Genomic DNA, 16,717 nt, shown 5'->3' on the forward strand with positions numbered 1-16,717 from the left:
TCCCCCTCTGTCGCGGGCGGTCAGCGAGTGCCGACCGCCGCACGCACTGCCCGCCGGGCCAGTGCGCAGTCGTCGTGCAGCCGCCTCAGCAGCAGCCGCTGTTCCTCACCGGCCGACAGACCGCCGGACGCAGCCTGGCTGCTGCCCGCAGGGGGCGCCTCCCGGATCGTCCGCTGCACAGCCGTCTCGTAGGTACGGATCTCCCGGGTCAGCACCAGCATCAGATTCACCAGGAACGCGTCCCGCGCCGCCGTTCCCGCCTGCTGCGCCAGCTGGCTGATCTGCCGGCGCGCCACCGGCGCGTCCCCCAGCACCGCCCACAGCGTCGCCAGGTCATAGCCCGGCAGATACCAGCCCGCGTGCTCCCAGTCGACCAGCACAGGACCGGTCGGCGACAACAGGATGTTGGAGAGCAGCGCATCGCCGTGACAGAACTGCCCCATGCCCTGCCTGCCGCCCGCGTGCGCCAGACCGTGCAGCAGCTTCTGCAGATCCCCGAGGTCACGGTCGGTGAACAGACCCAGCTCGTGATAGCGGGAGATCCGCGAGGCATAGTCCAGTGGCGCGTCGAACATCCCGGCCGGCGGTCGCCAGGAGTTGAGCCGGGCGATCGCGCCGAGGGCGGCCCGGATATCGGCACGGGGCGGAGCCTCGACCGGGTGCCGTGCAAGGGCCGCCGCCCGGCCCGGCATCCGCTCGATCACCAGCGTGCAGTTTTCGGGATCCGCGGCGATCAGCCGTGGCACCCGCACTGGTGGGCGGTGCCGGACGAAGGCGCGGTAGGCAGCTATTTCGTGGCGGAGCCGCTCGGCCCATGCGGGCGAGTGGTCCAGTAAGCACTTGGCGACCGCTGTCGTACGTCCTGTTGTGCCGACGAGCAGTACGGAGCGTCCGCTGCGGCGCAGCACCTGCACCGGATTGAACTCCGGACAGATGCGGTGCACCGAAGCGACGGCCATGCGCAGCTGCGCGCCCTGAGGGCCGGACAAGTCGATTCTCCCGCTGAGGGGTTGGCCGACCGTCCCCGCCGGCCGCCGAGCCCGACCGGCGTGAGTGGGGTCGAGATACGGTCCGGCGCCGGCCGGGGCGGCGGAGCGCTGCGGCCGGCGCGGGGCGGACACGGAGGACGATGCTGTGTACATGGGGGCGACAGATCCCTTCGTGTGCCGACAAGTTGCATACGCGGCCCCGCCCCGGCAGCCGGTCAACACCCTGGGGAATGCGTCCGGCTGCCGGGCCGAGGTGGCGCGTTCCTACGTCACACCCGGCCGCGGGTGGCACACCATCTGGCGCACCCTGGCGAACCCTGGCGAATAGTCGCCACGCATCTGACAGGGGGTTACTGTCAACTCAGCCGAGAACCTGGGGGCTTGACGTGACCGGAGAACCCAACACCCGCCTCTGCGACCTGTTCGGCCTTGCCGGCTGGTCCAAGGGAGAACTCGCGAGACTCGTGAACCGGCAGGCGGCGGCCATGGGCCACCCACAGCTGGCGACCGACACCTCGCGGGTGCGGCGTTGGATCGACATGGGGGAGACCCCGCGCGATCCCGTGCCCCGAGTGCTGGCAGCTCTGTTCACCGAGCGACTCGGTCGTGTCGTGACCATCGAGGACCTCGGGTTCGTACGGATCGGGCGAGCGGGGAAGCGGCGGGACGTCCAGGGAGCAGACAATCCTGACGGCCTTCCGTGGGCGCCCGAACGGACGGCAGCGGTCCTCACCGAATTCACGGGAATGGACCTCATGCTCAACCGACGCGGCTTGGTGGGCGCGGGCGCCGCGCTCGCCGCAGGCTCCGCACTCAGCAGCGCCATGCACGACTGGCTGCACACCGACCCCGCACTCGCCCACGACGCCCCCCGTTTCGAAAATCCCCTGCACGCCGACCCCGCTGGGTTCGACCGGTATGAGGCCGCCCCCATCGGGTCGCAGGAGATCGAGGCACTGGAGCGTTCCGTCGAAGTGTTCCGCGCCTGGGACGCCGCCCGCGGCGGCGGGCTCCAGCGCAAGGCCGTTGTGGGGCAGCTCAACGAAGTGGGCGGCATGCTCGCCTACCGCCACCCCGACCATCTCCAGCGCCGCCTTTGGGGCGTCGCCGCCAACCTCGCCGTACTCGCCGGCTGGATGTCCCACGACGTCGGCCTCGAACCCACCGCCCAGAAGTACTTCGTCATCGCCGCCCACGCGGCACGCGAGGGCGGCGACCGCCCGCGCGCCGGCGAAGCGCTCTCCCGCGCCGCCCGGCAGATGGTCCACCTGGGCCGTCCCGACGACGCCCTGGACCTGATGAAGCTCGCCAAGTCCGGCTCGGGTGAACGGACCCTGCCGCGCACCCAGGCGATGCTGTACACCATCGAGGCCTGGGCCCAGGCATCCATGGGGCGCGGCCAGGCCATGCGCCGCACCCTAGGTGAGGCCGAGGACCTCTTCGTCTCCGACAAGGGCGATGTGCCCCCGCCGAGCTGGATGCAGATGTTCGACGAGGCGGATCTGCACGGCATGGAGGCACTGGCGTACCGCACCCTCGCCGAACACGATCCGGGGGCAGCCGCCACCGCGCAGAACCACGCCAAACAGGCGCTGGAGCTGCGCGAGGGCGGCCGGCAACGCTCGAAGATCTTCGATTACATCTCACTGGCATCGGCGTGCTTCATCGCCGACGACCCCGAACAGGCCGACCGCTACGCCAGGCTGGCACTCGTCTCGATGGGGGAGACCTCCTCGCACCGGACGTGGGACAGGCTCCGCGAGATGTACCGGCTGACCGGGCACTACGCGGAATACGCAAAGATCCAGGATCTGCGCGAGGAAATCCAGCTGGCCCTGCCCAACAGCCCCTCGAGGAGGTCGAGGAGCACCGAGATCTAGCCCGGGTTCCCGGGATTCAGCACGGCCCAGGCTTACGAGGGTCCAGGCTTACGAGGCTCTACGAACGGATCCTCGCGACCATCACACAGGCGTCGTCCTCGCGGTCGTCCTCACCGCATTCCTCGACGACCGTCCGCACGCACTCCTGCGCGCTGCGGGCCTCGGCGAATCGCGGCGCCAGCCCGAGCAGGCGGTCCGTGTTGCCCACCTCGGCGGCGCTCGTTCGCGTCAGCCCGTCGGTGTGCAGGACAAGCAGATCGCCGGGGAGTAGCTGCAACTCAGCTTGCTCATAGGCGGCGCCGGACGTCGCACCGAGCAGCACGCCGTCGGGCTGCGTCAGCGCACGCCCCGTCCCGTTGCGGAACAGCAGCGGGGCGGGGTGTCCCGCCCCCGCCCAGGTCAGGGTCCGGCTCGCCGGGTTGTAGCGGCAGCACACCGCACTGCCGAGCGCGGGCTGCATCGAGGTCTCCAGCAGCTCGTTGAGATGCGCCATGAGCTGTCCCGGGCTGATCCCGGCCACGGCCATCCCGCGCAGCGCACCCAGCAGCATCGCCATCGCCGATGTCGCCGTCACTCCATGCCCGGTGAGGTCTCCGACGCTCAAAAGCGAGTCGCCGTCGGGGAGTTGGAGCGCGTCGTACCAATCGCCGCCGATCAGTGCGCTGTTCGTGGACGGCAGATAGTGCGCGGCGACATCCAGCACGGCGGGTCCGTCGAGCGGGAACTGCAAGGAGCCCCGCCACGGCGGAAGGACGGCTTCCTGCAACTCGACCGCGACCCGGCGCTCCGTCTCTGCGAAGTGCTGCCTGCGCTCCAGCGAGTCACGGGTCTTACGTACCGCTCGCTGGGTGCGGCGCAGTTCACTGACGTCCCGCAGGACCGCCCACATGGAGGCGGTGGATCCGTCGGAGTCGAGCACCGGCTCGCCCATCATGTGGACCGTACGGACCCGGCCGTCGGCCCGCACCATGCGGAACTCGCCGTCGATGGGACGTCCGTCGACCAGACAGTCCGTGACCAGCTCGGTGAGCAGCGCCTGGTCCTCCTCGAACACGATGGAGGGCAGTTCGTCCAGGGACATGGGGCCGCTCTGCGCGGAGCGCCCGAGGATCTGGTAGAGCTCGTCGGACCAGCTCACCTCGTCGGTGAGGAGATTCCACTCCGCGCTGCCGACCCTGCTGAGCAGCGATCCCGTGCTCTGGGCGCTGTCCGCCTCGTACTCGGCGAGCTCGTCCTCGTAGACGCCGGCGGTCTCTTCCGGCAGACCTTCCTTGAGCTGGTCCAAGTGCGCGCCGAGATCGTCGAGATGATGGACCGCCAGGTCACAGAGCGCTCGCTGCCATCGCCCCTGCGGGTCGTACTCGTCCGGCATCGCGTCCCGGCGCACGGCGTCCACGTCGCCGCGCAGCCGACGCGTGCGGGTGATCAGTGCGTCGACGGTGCCGCGCTCGGGCGGCTGCGGGGTGGGACTGTCCGCGAACACATGGGACGGCATGTCGTACTCCGATACAGGCGCGGCCACGGCCAAGTCTCTACCAAGGACCAGTAATGACTGTTGCACAGGCTGCGACGGCCCGTAAGGGATTTGGCAACACTCGATACGGTGGTGCCGCTGGTATATGCCACAGGCCGTCATCGAGCAAGGCTGGAGCCTGCTGTGCAATGGTGCGCACACTCTTCGAGTGCGGCTTGAGAGGTGAGTGCGATGGCCAAGGCTCCTCAGATACGTATCCGCAAGCCCGTGCGACAGAAGCCCGCCCGCGACCTGGACCTGCGGACGCCGTCGGGCCGGCCCCTTCCGTTCTGACGGGGCGTTTGCGCGCCGCGACAATCGTTGCGGGCGGGCGGGGGTCAGGCGCGGGCGAGCGACGCGGCGCCGAAGGAGACGTCGAAACGGTCGCACCAGATGCTGACGCTGGTGTACCGATTCAGATCGAGACCGGCGGGCAGCGTGTAGTTCTGGTCGCCCTTGTTCCCCTTGAGCTTGCCCAGGCTGACGTACTTTCCGTCGTCGAAGACGCGCCAGCCCGCCGTGCCCTCCTTCACCGGGGCATCGGTGATCCATACGCGCAGATCGGGGCCGTTGCTCGTATCGAGGCCCTCCAGCCGGAGGGTGCGCGTCCCGTCCGCCAGCTGCAGGACCTTCACCGAGCCGCTCGTCCGGTGCTCATGGCTGATCAGCTCGCCGGAAGCCAGCGTCCGGGGCCCTGACGGAATGGGCGTTTTCGCCCCGGCCGCGGGCTCGGCGGCATCTGGGGTCGCGGTCGCTGCGGGGAGGGCGTCCCGCACGGTCTCGTCCACCCACAGCTTCCACGGCTGGAACCAGTACAGCCCCACGCAGGCCACCGCCAGCCCGACGACCAGTGCCGCCACACCCCACGGCCTGCCCAGCCACTTCCGTACGCGCCCCACCGTCGTCTCCTGACGTCCACCGGCCGTAGACCGGGCGTGTCCCGGGGTCCGACCTGGTCTCAATTCAACGGCAGGGCGAGCCGTTCGGCATCGCCGATCCTGATGACGAAAGTCTTACGTCGCGCGGACCCTCGTCCCGCGGGCACTGGGCTGACGGGCGGCAGGCCGCCGAGAGGCATAGGCTCCCGCCATGAACGCCGAGGAGGAGCAGTCGGTCGATGCCGCCGTCGAGGGGGAACTGCGGCTCCTGGATCCCGCGGTCCGCGCCTTGCCCCACCTGGTCTCCGAGCTGCTGGACCCGGAGTTCTTCGAGTTCGGGGCATCGGGCGCGCGCTACGACCGTACGACGATCCTGTCCGCCATCGCTCCCTCGCCCACTGAGCGGGTGAACGCCACCGGCGTCAGCGAGCTGTCCGGGAAGCTGCTCGCTCCCGGCCTCGTCCAGGTGACATACGTGTCGGACGAGAGCGGTCGCCTGGCCCGGCGGAGCTCCCTGTGGCGCAGAACGGCGGAAGGCTGGCGGATGTACTTCCACCAGGGGACGCTGATCAGCACGGAGTAGCGCCCGGAGAGCCGCGGGCCGCCGACCCTGGTGGGCGAGTGCTCGGGCCGGGGCCGTTGTCAGTGGTGGGCGGCAGTATGAGAGCCATGACGACTTCGACTGCCGCTCATGCCGCCGCCGCTGCCCTCGCCGACTCCGCCGCGTATGCCGAGGCGGTCGACACCGCGACGCAGGCCGCCGCCGCGTACTACGCGACGGGCGAGAGCACCCTCGACGACGATGCGTACGACCGCCTGGTGCGCGGCATCGCCGCGTACGAACAGGCGCATCCCGGCGAGATGTCGGCCGCCTCGCCGACCGGCAAGGTCGCCGGTGGGACAGCCGTCGGGGACGTGCCGCACACCGTGCCGATGCTGTCGCTCGACAACGTCTTCTCCGCCGAGCAGCTGCAGTCGTGGGCCGCCTCGGTGGAGCGCCGGATCGGCCGGCCCGTCGAGCAGTGGAGCGTGGAGCCGAAGCTGGACGGCCTCGCCATAGCCGCCCGCTATGAGCACGGCCGGCTCGCCCGGCTGGTCACCCGTGGGGACGGGAGCGCGGGCGAGGACGTCTCGCACGCAATCGGCACAGTCACCGGTCTGCCGAACCGCCTCACCCAGCCGGTCACTCTGGAGGTGCGCGGCGAAGTGCTCATGACCAACGAGCAGTTCGAGCAGGCCAACACGGTGCGCACGGCGCACGGCGGCGCTCCGTTCGCCAATCCGCGCAACGGAGCGGCGGGCACGCTGCGCGCCAAGGACCGTGAGTACACCGTCGAGATGACCTTCTTCGGCTACGGCGCGCTGCCGCTGCCCGCCACCGGCGAGGCGCTCGCCGAGCAGCTGGGGGAGTGGCCGCACAGCAGGCTCATGGCGTACGTCGCGGGCCTGGGCGTGCACACCGCCGAGACCACCGCCGTCGCGCCCCGCACCCTGACGGAGGTCGACGATATCCAGGCGCGCGTCGAGGAGATAGGGGCGCTGCGCCCGGAGCTGCCGTTCGGCATCGACGGCATCGTCATCAAGGCGGACCTCGCCGCCGACCAGGCCGCGGCCGGGTCCGGATCGCGGGCCCCGCGCTGGGCGATCGCGTACAAACTGCCCGCCGTGGAGAAGGTCACCACCCTGCTCGGCGTGGAGTGGAACGTGGGGCGCACCGGCGCCATCGCACCCCGCGCCGTCCTGGAACCGGTCGAGATCGACGGATCGACCGTCAGCTACGCAACGCTGCACAACCCCGCCGACATCACCCGCCGCGACCTGCGCATCGGCGACCGGGTGATGGTCTACAAGGCGGGCGACATCATCCCCCGCATCGAGGCGCCGGTGGCCCATCTGCGCACCGGCGACGAGCAGCCGATCGTCTTCCCCGAGGTGTGCCCGCAGTGCGGCTCCGACATCGACACCTCCGAGCAGCGCTGGCGGTGTGTGCGGGGACGCGACTGCCGACTGGTGGCCTCCCTCTCGTACGCCGCCGGGCGCGACCAGCTCGACATCGAGGGCCTCGGGGTGACCCGCGTCGTCCAGCTCGTCGAGGCGGGCCTGGTCACCGACCTCGCCGACCTGTTCACGCTCAGCCGGAGCCGGCTCCTCGAGCTGGAGCGGATGGGGGAGACCAGCACCGACAACCTTCTGGCGGCCATCGAGGGGGCGAAGAGGCGGCCGCTGTCCCGGGTGTTCTGCGCGCTCGGCGTACGTGGCACCGGCCGCTCCATGTCGCGTCGTATAGCCCGCCACTTCGCGACGATGGAGCACATACGCGCCGCAGATGCCGAAGCCCTGCAGCAGGTCGACGGCATTGGCGTGGAGAAGGCCGCACTGGTGGTCGCCGAGCTCGCCGAACTGGGTCCGCTCATCGACCGGCTCATCGCGGCGGGCGTCAGTATGACCGAGCCCGGCGCGACCCCGCCGGCCGAAGGAGGAGACGGCAACGACGATCCCGCCGCGGACGCGGGCCCGCTGGACGGGATGACCGTCGTCGTCACCGGCGCCATGACCGGAGCGCTGGAGAAGCTCTCCCGCAACCAGATGAACGAACTCGTTGAGCGGGCCGGAGGCAAGTCCTCCTCCAGCGTCTCCAAGCGCACCTCGCTCCTCGTGGCGGGTGAGAACGCCGGATCCAAGCGGGAAAAGGCCGAGCAGCTGGGCACCCGGCTCGTCACCCCGGACGAGTTCGCCGAGCTGGTCGCCGACCTCCTCGACCAGAACGGCTGACCGGGCCGGCGGCACGCGTCGGGCTCCGCTGCGCGCTTCCTCAGCCGCGGCGTTCGACCGTGTCGCGGCTGAAGAAGGCCAGCCGTGCCCGCTTCTCCGGCTTGTCGATCTCGGGCCCGAGCTGGAAACCGGCCCGTACCATGCGCTCGATGGCCTTCGTGTTGCGGGCGTCCGGCTCGACGATGATCCGCCGGTGCTCCGGGTCGGCCAGCGCGTAGGCGATGAAGACGCTGAGGAGTCCGCCGGTGAAGCCACGCTCGGGGGCGCCGTCCGCGGGGCCGATCAGCAGATGGACACCGAAGTCGCCGGGCTGCACCTCGTAGCACTCGCCGACCGGATCGGCGGCCGGTTCGTACGTCTGGAAGAGCGCGGCCGGCTCCCCGTCCCGCTGGACCAGATAGGCGTGGTGGGTGGTCAGCGAGTCCAGATACTCGTATATCTCCAGGACCTGCTCGCGGCTGTGGTCGAGCATGCCCCAGAACCGGGCGCGCTCCTCGGTGACCCAGCCGTGGATCAGATCGAGGTCCGCGGCGGGGTCCAGCGGGACGATGCTGACCGTCCCGAAGCCGTCGATGGTCTGCTCGTACACGGCCTCGCGCGGGCGGGCGGGGGATTCAGAAGGCATGGCTCTCTTCGGTGAGTCGGTTCCAGTCGGTGATGACGGGGGCGAGTTCGCCGCGCAGCCACAGCGGCAGCTGGTCACGGTGGTGGGTGTCGCCGGGCACCCCGGACGCGCCGAACGGGACCACCCAGAGGCTGTCCTCGCGCCGCGCCAGGTCCCACACATAGCGCGCCGCCGGGCCCCGCATGCTGTGGTCGGTGACGCCCGGCACGCTCGACGTCGACAGCACGCAGTCGTGGTCGCCGGACAGCCCGGGCCACACCTCGTCCGTCGTGCCCGGCAGCGCCTGCCACGGCGCGAGCCGGTGCCGCTCACCCCAGGCCGTCGGCGTACGGACCGCGGTGGCCACGTCCTCGACGGCGGCCCGGACCACCTCCGCGCGGTCCACGCCGGGCAGCGCCCCGGACTCGAGCAGCCCCTCCAATGCGAAGGCGACCCGCGGGACGAGGGCCAGCCACGGCCGGAACAGCTGCGGATACGGCGCGGACTCGACCCGTTCCGAAAGCGCCTCCAGCGCCGGATGAGCCGCGATCCGGCGCACCACCGCCGACCGCAGTTCGGCGTACGCGGTCGCGTCCGTGCTCGCCGCGTCCATCCGCCGGTCCCAGCTCACCAGCCGGTGCTGGAGCCCTGCGGCGTCCGCGCTCAGCCCGTCGAGTGCGCCGAGCAGCTCCAACAGGGGCTTGGCGGAAGCCAGTTGAGTGTCCATATGGACGGCCGCCATGTCCTCGGCGGACCAGGCGCCCGACGCGTTCAGCAGGGTCCGTATGCGTTCGGCCCGGTGCGGGGGTGCGAACTCGACGCCGAGGGGAGCGGCAAGCCCTCGCTGGTTAGCCATCACGGCGATACCGTCGACCGGCTCGCGGGGCAGCGTTTCGTGCCGGCCGCGCCACTCGTACGCCGCATCCCAGGCCGGCACGACACGCAACTGGTTCTCCCTGTGCCGCAGCGGAACCCGGCCCGCGACACGGTGCAGCAGTCCGCCCTCGGTGTCCGCTGCCTGGACGACATTGACGGGCTCGGCCCACCCGTCGAAAGCCCGGTCCACATCGGCGACGGTCCGCGCCCGCAGCAGCGCGGGCAGCGCGCCGAAGCCGAGGTTCCCGCTCGCCCGCGGGGGAACGCGGAGGCTGATCGCCACCGCGTCGTCGGGGCCGCCGATGACGACCGGCCCGCGCGCGGTCTCGATCACCTCGATCTCGACCGGGTCGGCGCCCGCCACCTCAATGGTCTCGGTATGCACGGAGGCAGGCCGCCAGCCCTCCGGGCTGAGCGCCTCCACCTCCGTGCCTCGTCTTCGGAGCCGTTCCCGGTAGAGGTCCTGGTAGTCGGCCATGGCATTCGTGATCGCCCAGGCCACCGTCCCGGTGTGCCCGAAATGCGCGATTCCGGGGACGCCCGGCACGGCCAGTCCCACCACGTCGAACTCCGGGCAGGCCAGATGAATCTGCTGGTAGACGCCCGGGTCTTCGATGAACCGGTGCGGGTCGCCCGCGATGAGCGGCGCGCCACCGACCGTGCGCTCGCCGGTGACGAGCCAGCCGTTGCTCCCCGAGGTGCGGTTCCCGTCGGTGGCGAACAGCTCGATCGCGTCGTCGCCGAGGACGTGGGCGACTTCCTCGCGCCACAGCTTGGTGGGGAACCCCGCGAACAGGATGTGCGCCGCGAGCCAGATCCCGAGCGGCGTCCACGGCTCCCACCGGCCGGGGGTGAGCCCGGCCGCCGCGAACTCCGGCGCCCGACGGGCCCCGTCGGCGAGGCCTGCGTTGACCCCGTCGACGTACCTCCTGACCCATGAGGCGGTGTCGGCGTCGAGGCCGCGGAAGCAGCGCCGCGCGGTGTCGTCAAGGCGCGCCTGGCGAGCGAAGCGGTCCCAGCCGACGGCCTCCGCGCCGAAAAAGGCGGCAGTGGTGCCCTGCGACCGGTGCCGTTCGACCTCGATCTGCCAGGCCCGGTCCGCCGCGACGTTTCGCCCCTGGATGTAGGCGAGTTCGTCCGGACTGCCGGCCCGCAAATGCGGGATCCCCCAGGCGTCCCGGTAGATCTTTGTGCTCACACTGCCCTCCGACTCTCTTAGGTTAGGCTGACCTAACTTAGGGGGCGGATGTTCGGGAATCAATTCCGGCCGGGGAGGGCTCAGTACCCTGACGCGGTGACGAATGCCGATCTGCTGCTGCGCGCTCTGCACCACAGCGACGAGCCGCCCTTGCGCCCACTGCCGAAGAGCGTGGCCGCGCTTCTGCGCGCCCTGGACGCTCCGCCACGCCTCGCGGCCCATCTGCGCGCTGTTCACGATGTCGCGCATCAGCTCGTCGACTGGGTGGAGCTGCGGCACCCGACTCTGCCGTTCGACCGGGAGGCCGCGCTCTTCGGCGCGGCCACCCACGACGTGGGCAAGACGCGGTACGTCGCCGAACTGACCGGCCCCGGCTCGCAGCACGAGGAGGCCGGTCGTGAACTCCTGCTCGCCCACGGCATCAGCGCGAAGCTGGCCCGGTTCGCCGCCACCCACGCCTCCTGGTCCGGCCCCGGCATTGGCATCGAGGGCCTGCTGGTGAGCGTCGCCGACAAGATCTGGAAGAACAAGCGCGTCCCGGACCTCGAGGATCTGCTGGTGAAACGGCTGGCGGAGGCGAGCGGGCGGCCGGTCTGGGAGGAGTTCATGGAGTTCGACGAAGTCCTGGCGCGCATCGGCGAGGATGCCGAGGCGCGCCTGGACTTCCAGGCCTCGTACCCGGTGCACGGCTGAGGCCCGCCGGGCAGGACCAGTTCGCTACCGCGCGACCGGCAACGTGACGCTGCTGACCCCGCTCCGCACCGTCAACCGCGTCCCCGCCGGATAGCGAAGCGTGTGGTCGTAGTCCGTCGAGATCAGCACCACACCCAGCCGGTGTCCCTTCTTGAACACATAGTCCTGCGGCTGCATCTCCCACTCCAGCCGGTACTCACGCCCTTCCACGACCCGTTCCTGCCGCGCGATCGAGTTGCGGTTGCGGGCATCGAGCCAGCCGCGCGAGACAATCTTGAAGTCCGCGGTCTCGGTGCGGTGCGTCGTCCGGTAGGTGCAGCCCGTGTCGGACGGGATGCCCTCGCCGTAGCAGATCAGCTTCGAGGTGTCCGCCACCGTGCCCGCCGTCGCTCGCGTCTCCGTGCCGTAGTCGACCAGCAGCGCCGTCACATACGGCGACCTCCCGTCCAGTGAAGCCCGCACCGACATGTCCGGCACGCCGTTGACCCGCAGATCCCGGGACAGCGGGCCGGTCGTGTACGCGAGCCGGTTCGGGTTTGCCGCGTCCGGGCCGGTCACCAGCGCTTCCGCCTTGACCGTGCGCCCGGCGTCCGACAGCGACTGCTTCACCGGCAGACCGGGCAGCGGCGCGAGGCCGTCCGCGTTCAGCCGCAGCGTCAGATCGCGTGTGCCGCGCGCCGGCCAGTCGGACTGCTGACGCCAGGTGAAGTCCGCCTGCTCGACATCGACCGGAGGCGCGTCGAGGGCGCCGTTGTCCAAGTCGTACAGCCAGTAGTCGAACCACCGGTGCAGCTGCCCGAGCCACTCCTCCATCCGAAGCGGCATCGGATTGATGTGACCCGCCTGATGCAGCCACAGCTTGCGCGGCACGTCGTACTTCTTCAGGGCGTCCCACAACTGCCCGAAGTGCTGGGTCTTCACATTCCAGTCGTTGCCGCCGTGCACGGCGAAGACCCCGGCCCTGATCTTCCGTACGTCCTTGAGGTAGTCGCGCTCCGCCCAGAACCGGCTCCAGTCGCCGGTCGTACGGTCCTGTTCCGCCGTCAGCCGGTTCAGTACGCCCTTGCAGATCTCCCGGTCGGTGCGGCTGTAGACGTACTTGGCGAGGATGTCGGTGTCCTCGCCCTGGTAGCCGCCCGGGGCCACGACCCCGCCGTTCGCCCGGTAGTAGTCGTACCAGGAAGAAATTCCCGAGATCGGCACGATCGCCTTCAGGCCCTCGACTCCCGTCGTGGCCACGGCAGTCGGCAGCGTCCCGTTGTACGAGATCCCCATCATGGCGGCATTGCCTGTCGACCAGGCCGCGCCGACCGGCCTGCCGTCCAGGTCCCACCCCTTGGCCCGGCCGTTCAGCCAGTCCACTGCCGCCTTCGCGCCGAGCGTCTCGTTGCGGCCGCCGGAGGTGGGGCACCCGGTCGAGCCGCCCGTGCCGACGCTGTCGACCTGCGCCACCGCATAGCCGCGCGGCAGAAAATAGTTGTCCGTATAGCCGGGGAAGGGGACGGAGGGACCGACGAGGCCGGGCACCCGCTCCTCGCCGGAGAGCCGCCTGCCGGCCGGCAGGCCGTCCTCGTCCAGATCCACCTCGTGGAACGGCACATCGTTGCCGCCGCCCCAGTACGGACTGGCCTCGATGATCGTGGCGACCTTCAGCCCGGCGTCGGTCTCCTTCGGCCGCAGGATCCGCATGCGTACGGTGTCGAGTCGCCCGTCGCCATCGCTGTCCGTCTCCGTCTCGACGTCCACCTGCTGCGAGATCGCGTCGGCGCGGGAGAAGGCGGGCTGGGTCTCATTGCCGACGATCTTCAGCGCCGGGTCGTCCGCCTGCGCGGCGGGGGCGGGCAGCGCCGCCAATAAGGAAGCTGCGACGGCGGCGACGCCCAGCCGCCGTGCCGTACGTACAACGGTGGGTCTCGCCATCGTGTCTCCAGAGCGGGGAAGTGACGATCACGCGGGAGCGCGCGCACATTCCACCGCGTGCGAGCCGCCCGGCGCCAGACCGCAACTCCCGCCACGCACGCCCCATGTGAGAAGGGGGGCGCTCCCGCGGCAGGGACGGCCGGCCGCTGCCTTCTGCCCTTTCGTGGAGGGGTGACCGGCAGGTAATACTCTCCACATGACTTCGCATATGACGGGCGCAGGCGGCGGCGCGCGGGGGGAGGCTGTACGGATCAGACGAGCCACCGCCCGTGACGCGAAGCGGCTCACCGCACTCGTACGCAAGTCCCGCGCCTACGAAGGCCAGTACGCCTCGGTGATCGCCGGATACCGGGTGGGCCCCGACTACATCGAGACCCACCACGTCTTCCTGGCCGTCGGCGAGAACGACAGGGTGCTCGGCTTCTACGCCCTGATCCTCTCCCCGCCTGAGCTGGACCTGATGTTCGTCGCCGACGCCGCCCAGGGCCGCGGCATCGGCCGCCAGCTTTTCGAACACATGATCGATGAGGCGAGCGACGCCGGGCTCACCGCCGTGCGCATCGTCTCCCACCCGCCGGCCGAGGGCTTCTACCGCAGCGTGGGCGCGAAGCGGATCGGCACGGTGAGCGCGAATCCGCCCGCTGTGATGTGGGACCGCCCCGAACTGGTCATCCCGATCCCGTAGCGCGGGAGCGGGCCGGCTTCGGCCGGTGCGGCGACAAGAACACGGGGCCCGTACCGCACCCGCCGCCGGTCAGACAGTGCACGCATCGTGGACAGCTCCCTCACGCCGCACCCCGAGTGGCTTACGATCTCCGACGGACGGTCGCGTCGAGCCGACCGCCCGAAGCGCACAATCATGGAGGTCAACCGTGTTCAGGACGGCCAGCGGACATCGCAGTCACCGCACCAGCATCCGGGCCCGCGCCACTGCCGGTGCCGTTGCGGCGGGGATGTTCCTTGCCGTGGGCTGTTCCTCCGGCGACGACGGACCCGGTGAGGCGGCCGGCGGCGTGCCCGTGGTCCACAAGGGCAAGCTGACCACCTGCACACACCTGCCCTACCCGCCGTTCCAGTTCGAGCAGAACGGCAAGGTCGTCGGCTTCGACGTGGCCCTGATCGACCTGGTGGCGAAGAAACTCAAGGTCGAGCAGAAGATCCTGGACACGCCGTTCGAGACCTTCAAGACCGGCGCCTTCCTCAACTCCGGCGAGTGCGATCTCGCCGCCGCCGGCATGACGATCACGGACGAGCGCAAGAAGAACGTGGACTTCTCCGTCCCGTACTTCGACGCCACACAGGCGCTGCTGGCGACGAAGAAGAGCGGCGTGACGTCCCTGGCGGACATCAAGGCCAAGAAGAAGAAGCTCGGCGCGCAGGCGGAGACCACCGGCGAGAGCTACGCCAAGTCGCAGGGCTTCGACCCGGTCGCGTTCGAGAGCTCGGACGCGGTGCTCAACGGGCTGCGTACGGGCCAGGTCGACGCCGTCGTCATCGACTACCCGGTCGTCCAGGGCTGGCTCAAGGACAAGGCGAACGCCGCCGAGTTCACGCTCGGGCAGAACATCGAGACCGGTGAGCAGTACGGCTTCTCTGTGAAGAAGGACAACAAGAAGCTCCTCGCCGCGATCAACAAGGTGATCAACGACGCGCGCGCGGACGGCACGTACAAGAAGCTGTACGAGCAGTGGATCGGCCCGCTGCCCCAGGGCAAGTCGTGACCTCTCGGCTGACCAAGCGCCAGCGGCGCCGCGTCTCGCAGGGCATCCAGTACGCGGTATTCGTCGCGGCGCTGATCGTGATCGGCTTCCTGGCCGACTGGGGTCGGCTGCAGAACCAGTTCGCGCAGAAGGACCTCGCCAAGGAGCTCTTCCCGGCGATCATCACCACCGCCCTGCGCAACACGGTGATCTACACGCTCTCCGGGTTCCTCTTCGGCCTGGTGCTCGGCCTGATCATCGCGCTGATGCGGCTGTCGTCCGTCGCCCCCTACCGATGGGTCGCGAGCGTCTACATCGAGTTCTTCCGTGGCCTGCCCGCCCTGCTGATCTTCATCTTCGTGGGTGTGGCGGTGCCGCTGGCGTTCCCCGGCACGCAGATTCCCGGCGGTACGTACGGCAAGGTCGCCCTCGGTCTCGGTCTGGTCGCCGCCGCCTATATGGCGGAGACGATCAGGGCGGGCATCCAGGCGGTGCCCAAGGGGCAGATGGAGGCGGCCCGTTCACTGGGCTTCTCGCACGCCCGGGCCATGGTGTCGGTGATCATCCCGCAGGCGTTCCGCATCGTGATCCCGCCGCTCACCAACGAGCTCGTCCTGCTCTTCAAGGACTCATCGCTGGTGCTGTTCCTCGGCGTCACCCTCGAGGAGCGGGAGCTGACCAAGTTCGGCAGGGACCTGGCCAGTCAGACCGCCAACTCCACCCCGATCCTGGTCGCCGGGCTCTGCTACCTCCTCGTGACCGTGCCGCTGAGCTTCGTGGTGCGCCGCCTCGAGGCCCGCGCCGACAAGGCCAGGTGAGGACGAGATGTCACAGAAGACGGAGACGGTGGACAGCATGGGCACGGACGGCCCGGAGATCGAGATCCGGGGGCTGCACAAGTCGTTCGGGGACAACGAGGTGCTGCGCGGCATCGACCTGGACATTGCCCGAGGCGAGGTGGTGTGCGTCATCGGCCCTTCGGGTTCGGGCAAGTCGACACTGCTCCGCTGCGTGAACCTGCTGGAGGAGCCGACATCGGGCCTGGTCTTCGTCGGCGGTACGGAAGTCACCGACCTCGACGTGGACATCGATGCGGTACGCCGCCGTATCGGCATGGTCTTCCAGCAGTTCAACCTGTTCCCGCACCTGAACGTGACCGAGAACCTCACGCTGCCCCAGCGCCGGGTTCTGGGCCGGAACAAGGCGAGCGCCGCGGTCGTCGCCCGGGAGAACCTGGAACGCGTCGGCCTCGCCGACAAGGCGGACGCCTATCCGGCGCAGTTGTCCGGCGGGCAGCAGCAGCGGGTGGCGATCGCGCGGGCGCTGGTGATGGGCCCCGAGGTGATGCTCTTCGACGAGCCGACCTCCGCGCTCGACCCCGAGCTGGTGGGCGAGGTGCTTTCCGTGATGCGGCAGCTGGCCGCCGAGGGCATGACGATGATGGTCGTCACCCACGAGATGAGCTTCGCCCGGGAGGTCGCCGACCGCGTCGTGTTCATGGATGGTGGCGTCATCGTCGAGCAGGGCCCGGCAGCGCAGGTCGTGGGTGATCCGCAGCACGAGCGGACCAGGAACTTCCTGATGCGCATCCTGGACCCGGCCGCGGCCGATGCCCCGGTCGAGGACGCCGGGCCGGATGTCCGTAAGCCGGTTGACGGTCCGTCCGAATGATGATGCGATCCCACGTCAGCGTC

Annotated in this window: 14 protein-coding genes; 8 read left to right on the forward strand and 6 right to left on the reverse strand. The window is 70.0% G+C overall.

The window, feature by feature from the left end:
• Positions 1-20: 20 nt before the first annotated feature.
• Positions 21-1,142, reverse strand: a complete 1,122-nt coding sequence (locus QFZ67_RS36310; protein ID WP_307665286.1) for an aminoglycoside phosphotransferase family protein — start codon at positions 1,140-1,142, stop codon at positions 21-23.
• 233 nt (positions 1,143-1,375) lie between these two features.
• Between QFZ67_RS36310 and QFZ67_RS36315 the strand changes: the two genes are divergently transcribed.
• On the forward strand, positions 1,376-2,869 hold the full coding sequence (locus QFZ67_RS36315; protein WP_307665287.1) for a hypothetical protein: 1,494 nt from the start codon (positions 1,376-1,378) through the stop codon (positions 2,867-2,869).
• A gap of 58 nt (positions 2,870-2,927) precedes the next feature.
• On the opposite strand, the gene QFZ67_RS36320 is transcribed toward QFZ67_RS36315, so the two are convergent.
• Both QFZ67_RS36320 and QFZ67_RS36325 read right to left on the reverse strand, forming a co-directional pair.
• Positions 2,928-4,364, reverse strand: a complete 1,437-nt coding sequence (locus tag QFZ67_RS36320) for a PP2C family protein-serine/threonine phosphatase (protein WP_307666094.1) — start codon at positions 4,362-4,364, stop codon at positions 2,928-2,930.
• A 356-nt stretch (positions 4,365-4,720) separates the two neighbouring features.
• On the reverse strand, positions 4,721-5,281 hold the full coding sequence (locus tag QFZ67_RS36325) for a DM13 domain-containing protein (RefSeq protein ID WP_307665288.1): 561 nt from the start codon (positions 5,279-5,281) through the stop codon (positions 4,721-4,723).
• A gap of 190 nt (positions 5,282-5,471) precedes the next feature.
• Here QFZ67_RS36325 and QFZ67_RS36330 point away from each other — a divergent pair, with 190 nt between their 5' ends.
• Complete coding sequence (locus tag QFZ67_RS36330; protein ID WP_307665289.1) at positions 5,472-5,843, forward strand: DUF4440 domain-containing protein; 372 nt, start codon at positions 5,472-5,474, stop codon at positions 5,841-5,843.
• Positions 5,844-5,929: 86 nt separating this feature from the next.
• The gene (ligA, locus tag QFZ67_RS36335) at positions 5,930-8,032 is read left to right on the forward strand and encodes an NAD-dependent DNA ligase LigA (protein ID WP_307665290.1); all 2,103 of its coding nucleotides are present in this window, start codon (positions 5,930-5,932) and stop codon (positions 8,030-8,032) included.
• 40 nt (positions 8,033-8,072) lie between these two features.
• Here the strand turns inward: ligA and QFZ67_RS36340 are convergent, their stop codons facing one another.
• Both QFZ67_RS36340 and QFZ67_RS36345 read right to left on the reverse strand, forming a co-directional pair.
• Positions 8,073-8,657, reverse strand: a complete 585-nt coding sequence (locus QFZ67_RS36340; protein WP_307665291.1) for a GNAT family N-acetyltransferase — start codon at positions 8,655-8,657, stop codon at positions 8,073-8,075.
• Entirely contained in the window at positions 8,647-10,710 is a 2,064-nt protein-coding gene (locus QFZ67_RS36345; RefSeq protein ID WP_307665292.1) for a penicillin acylase family protein, read from the reverse strand. Before QFZ67_RS36345 ends, QFZ67_RS36340 begins: the two co-directional genes overlap by 11 nt.
• Positions 10,711-10,806: 96 nt before the next feature.
• Between QFZ67_RS36345 and QFZ67_RS36350 the strand changes: the two genes are divergently transcribed.
• Positions 10,807-11,403 carry an HD domain-containing protein gene (locus QFZ67_RS36350; RefSeq protein ID WP_307665293.1) on the forward strand — a complete coding sequence of 199 codons (597 nt, stop codon included), beginning with the start codon at positions 10,807-10,809 and terminating at the stop codon, positions 11,401-11,403.
• A gap of 24 nt (positions 11,404-11,427) precedes the next feature.
• Here QFZ67_RS36350 and QFZ67_RS36355 read toward each other — a convergent pair whose 3' ends face one another.
• Positions 11,428-13,323, reverse strand: a complete 1,896-nt coding sequence (locus QFZ67_RS36355) for a Xaa-Pro dipeptidyl-peptidase (RefSeq protein WP_307665294.1) — start codon at positions 13,321-13,323, stop codon at positions 11,428-11,430.
• A gap of 196 nt (positions 13,324-13,519) precedes the next feature.
• Here QFZ67_RS36355 and QFZ67_RS36360 point away from each other — a divergent pair, with 196 nt between their 5' ends.
• The 4 genes from QFZ67_RS36360 (at position 13,520) to QFZ67_RS36375 (ending at position 16,694) form a co-directional block, all read left to right on the forward strand.
• Positions 13,520-14,008, forward strand: a complete 489-nt coding sequence (locus QFZ67_RS36360) for a GNAT family N-acetyltransferase (RefSeq protein WP_307665295.1) — start codon at positions 13,520-13,522, stop codon at positions 14,006-14,008.
• 268 nt (positions 14,009-14,276) lie between these two features.
• Positions 14,277-15,044 carry an ABC transporter substrate-binding protein gene (locus QFZ67_RS36365; RefSeq protein WP_307666095.1) on the forward strand — a complete coding sequence of 256 codons (768 nt, stop codon included), beginning with the start codon at positions 14,277-14,279 and terminating at the stop codon, positions 15,042-15,044.
• On the forward strand, positions 15,011-15,841 hold the full coding sequence (locus QFZ67_RS36370) for an amino acid ABC transporter permease (protein ID WP_373430169.1): 831 nt from the start codon (positions 15,011-15,013) through the stop codon (positions 15,839-15,841). Before QFZ67_RS36365 ends, QFZ67_RS36370 begins: the two co-directional genes overlap by 34 nt.
• Positions 15,842-15,848: 7 nt before the next feature.
• Positions 15,849-16,694, forward strand: coding sequence for an amino acid ABC transporter ATP-binding protein (locus tag QFZ67_RS36375; RefSeq protein WP_307665298.1), 846 nt, complete (start codon positions 15,849-15,851; stop codon positions 16,692-16,694).
• Positions 16,695-16,717: the final 23 nt, after the last annotated feature.

Source organism: Streptomyces sp. V1I1, from assembly GCF_030817355.1.
Lineage (GTDB): Bacteria > Actinomycetota > Actinomycetes > Streptomycetales > Streptomycetaceae > Streptomyces.

Excerpts from the sequence above, each read along its gene's own strand:
- QFZ67_RS36310 (WP_307665286.1), bottom strand. The coding sequence starts at position 1,142 with ATGTACACAGCATCGTCCTCCGTGTCCGCCCCGCGCCGGCCGCAGCGC.
- QFZ67_RS36330 (WP_307665289.1), top strand. The coding sequence starts at position 5,472 with ATGAACGCCGAGGAGGAGCAGTCGGTCGATGCCGCCGTCGAGGGGGAA.
- QFZ67_RS36375 (WP_307665298.1), top strand. The coding sequence starts at position 15,849 with ATGTCACAGAAGACGGAGACGGTGGACAGCATGGGCACGGACGGCCCG.
- QFZ67_RS36365 (WP_307666095.1), top strand. The coding sequence starts at position 14,277 with ATGTTCCTTGCCGTGGGCTGTTCCTCCGGCGACGACGGACCCGGTGAG.
- QFZ67_RS36320 (WP_307666094.1), bottom strand. The coding sequence starts at position 4,364 with ATGCCGTCCCATGTGTTCGCGGACAGTCCCACCCCGCAGCCGCCCGAG.
- QFZ67_RS36340 (WP_307665291.1), bottom strand. The coding sequence starts at position 8,657 with ATGCCTTCTGAATCCCCCGCCCGCCCGCGCGAGGCCGTGTACGAGCAG.
- QFZ67_RS36355 (WP_307665294.1), bottom strand. The coding sequence starts at position 13,323 with ATGGCGAGACCCACCGTTGTACGTACGGCACGGCGGCTGGGCGTCGCC.
- ligA (WP_307665290.1), top strand. The coding sequence starts at position 5,930 with ATGACGACTTCGACTGCCGCTCATGCCGCCGCCGCTGCCCTCGCCGAC.
- QFZ67_RS36360 (WP_307665295.1), top strand. The coding sequence starts at position 13,520 with ATGACTTCGCATATGACGGGCGCAGGCGGCGGCGCGCGGGGGGAGGCT.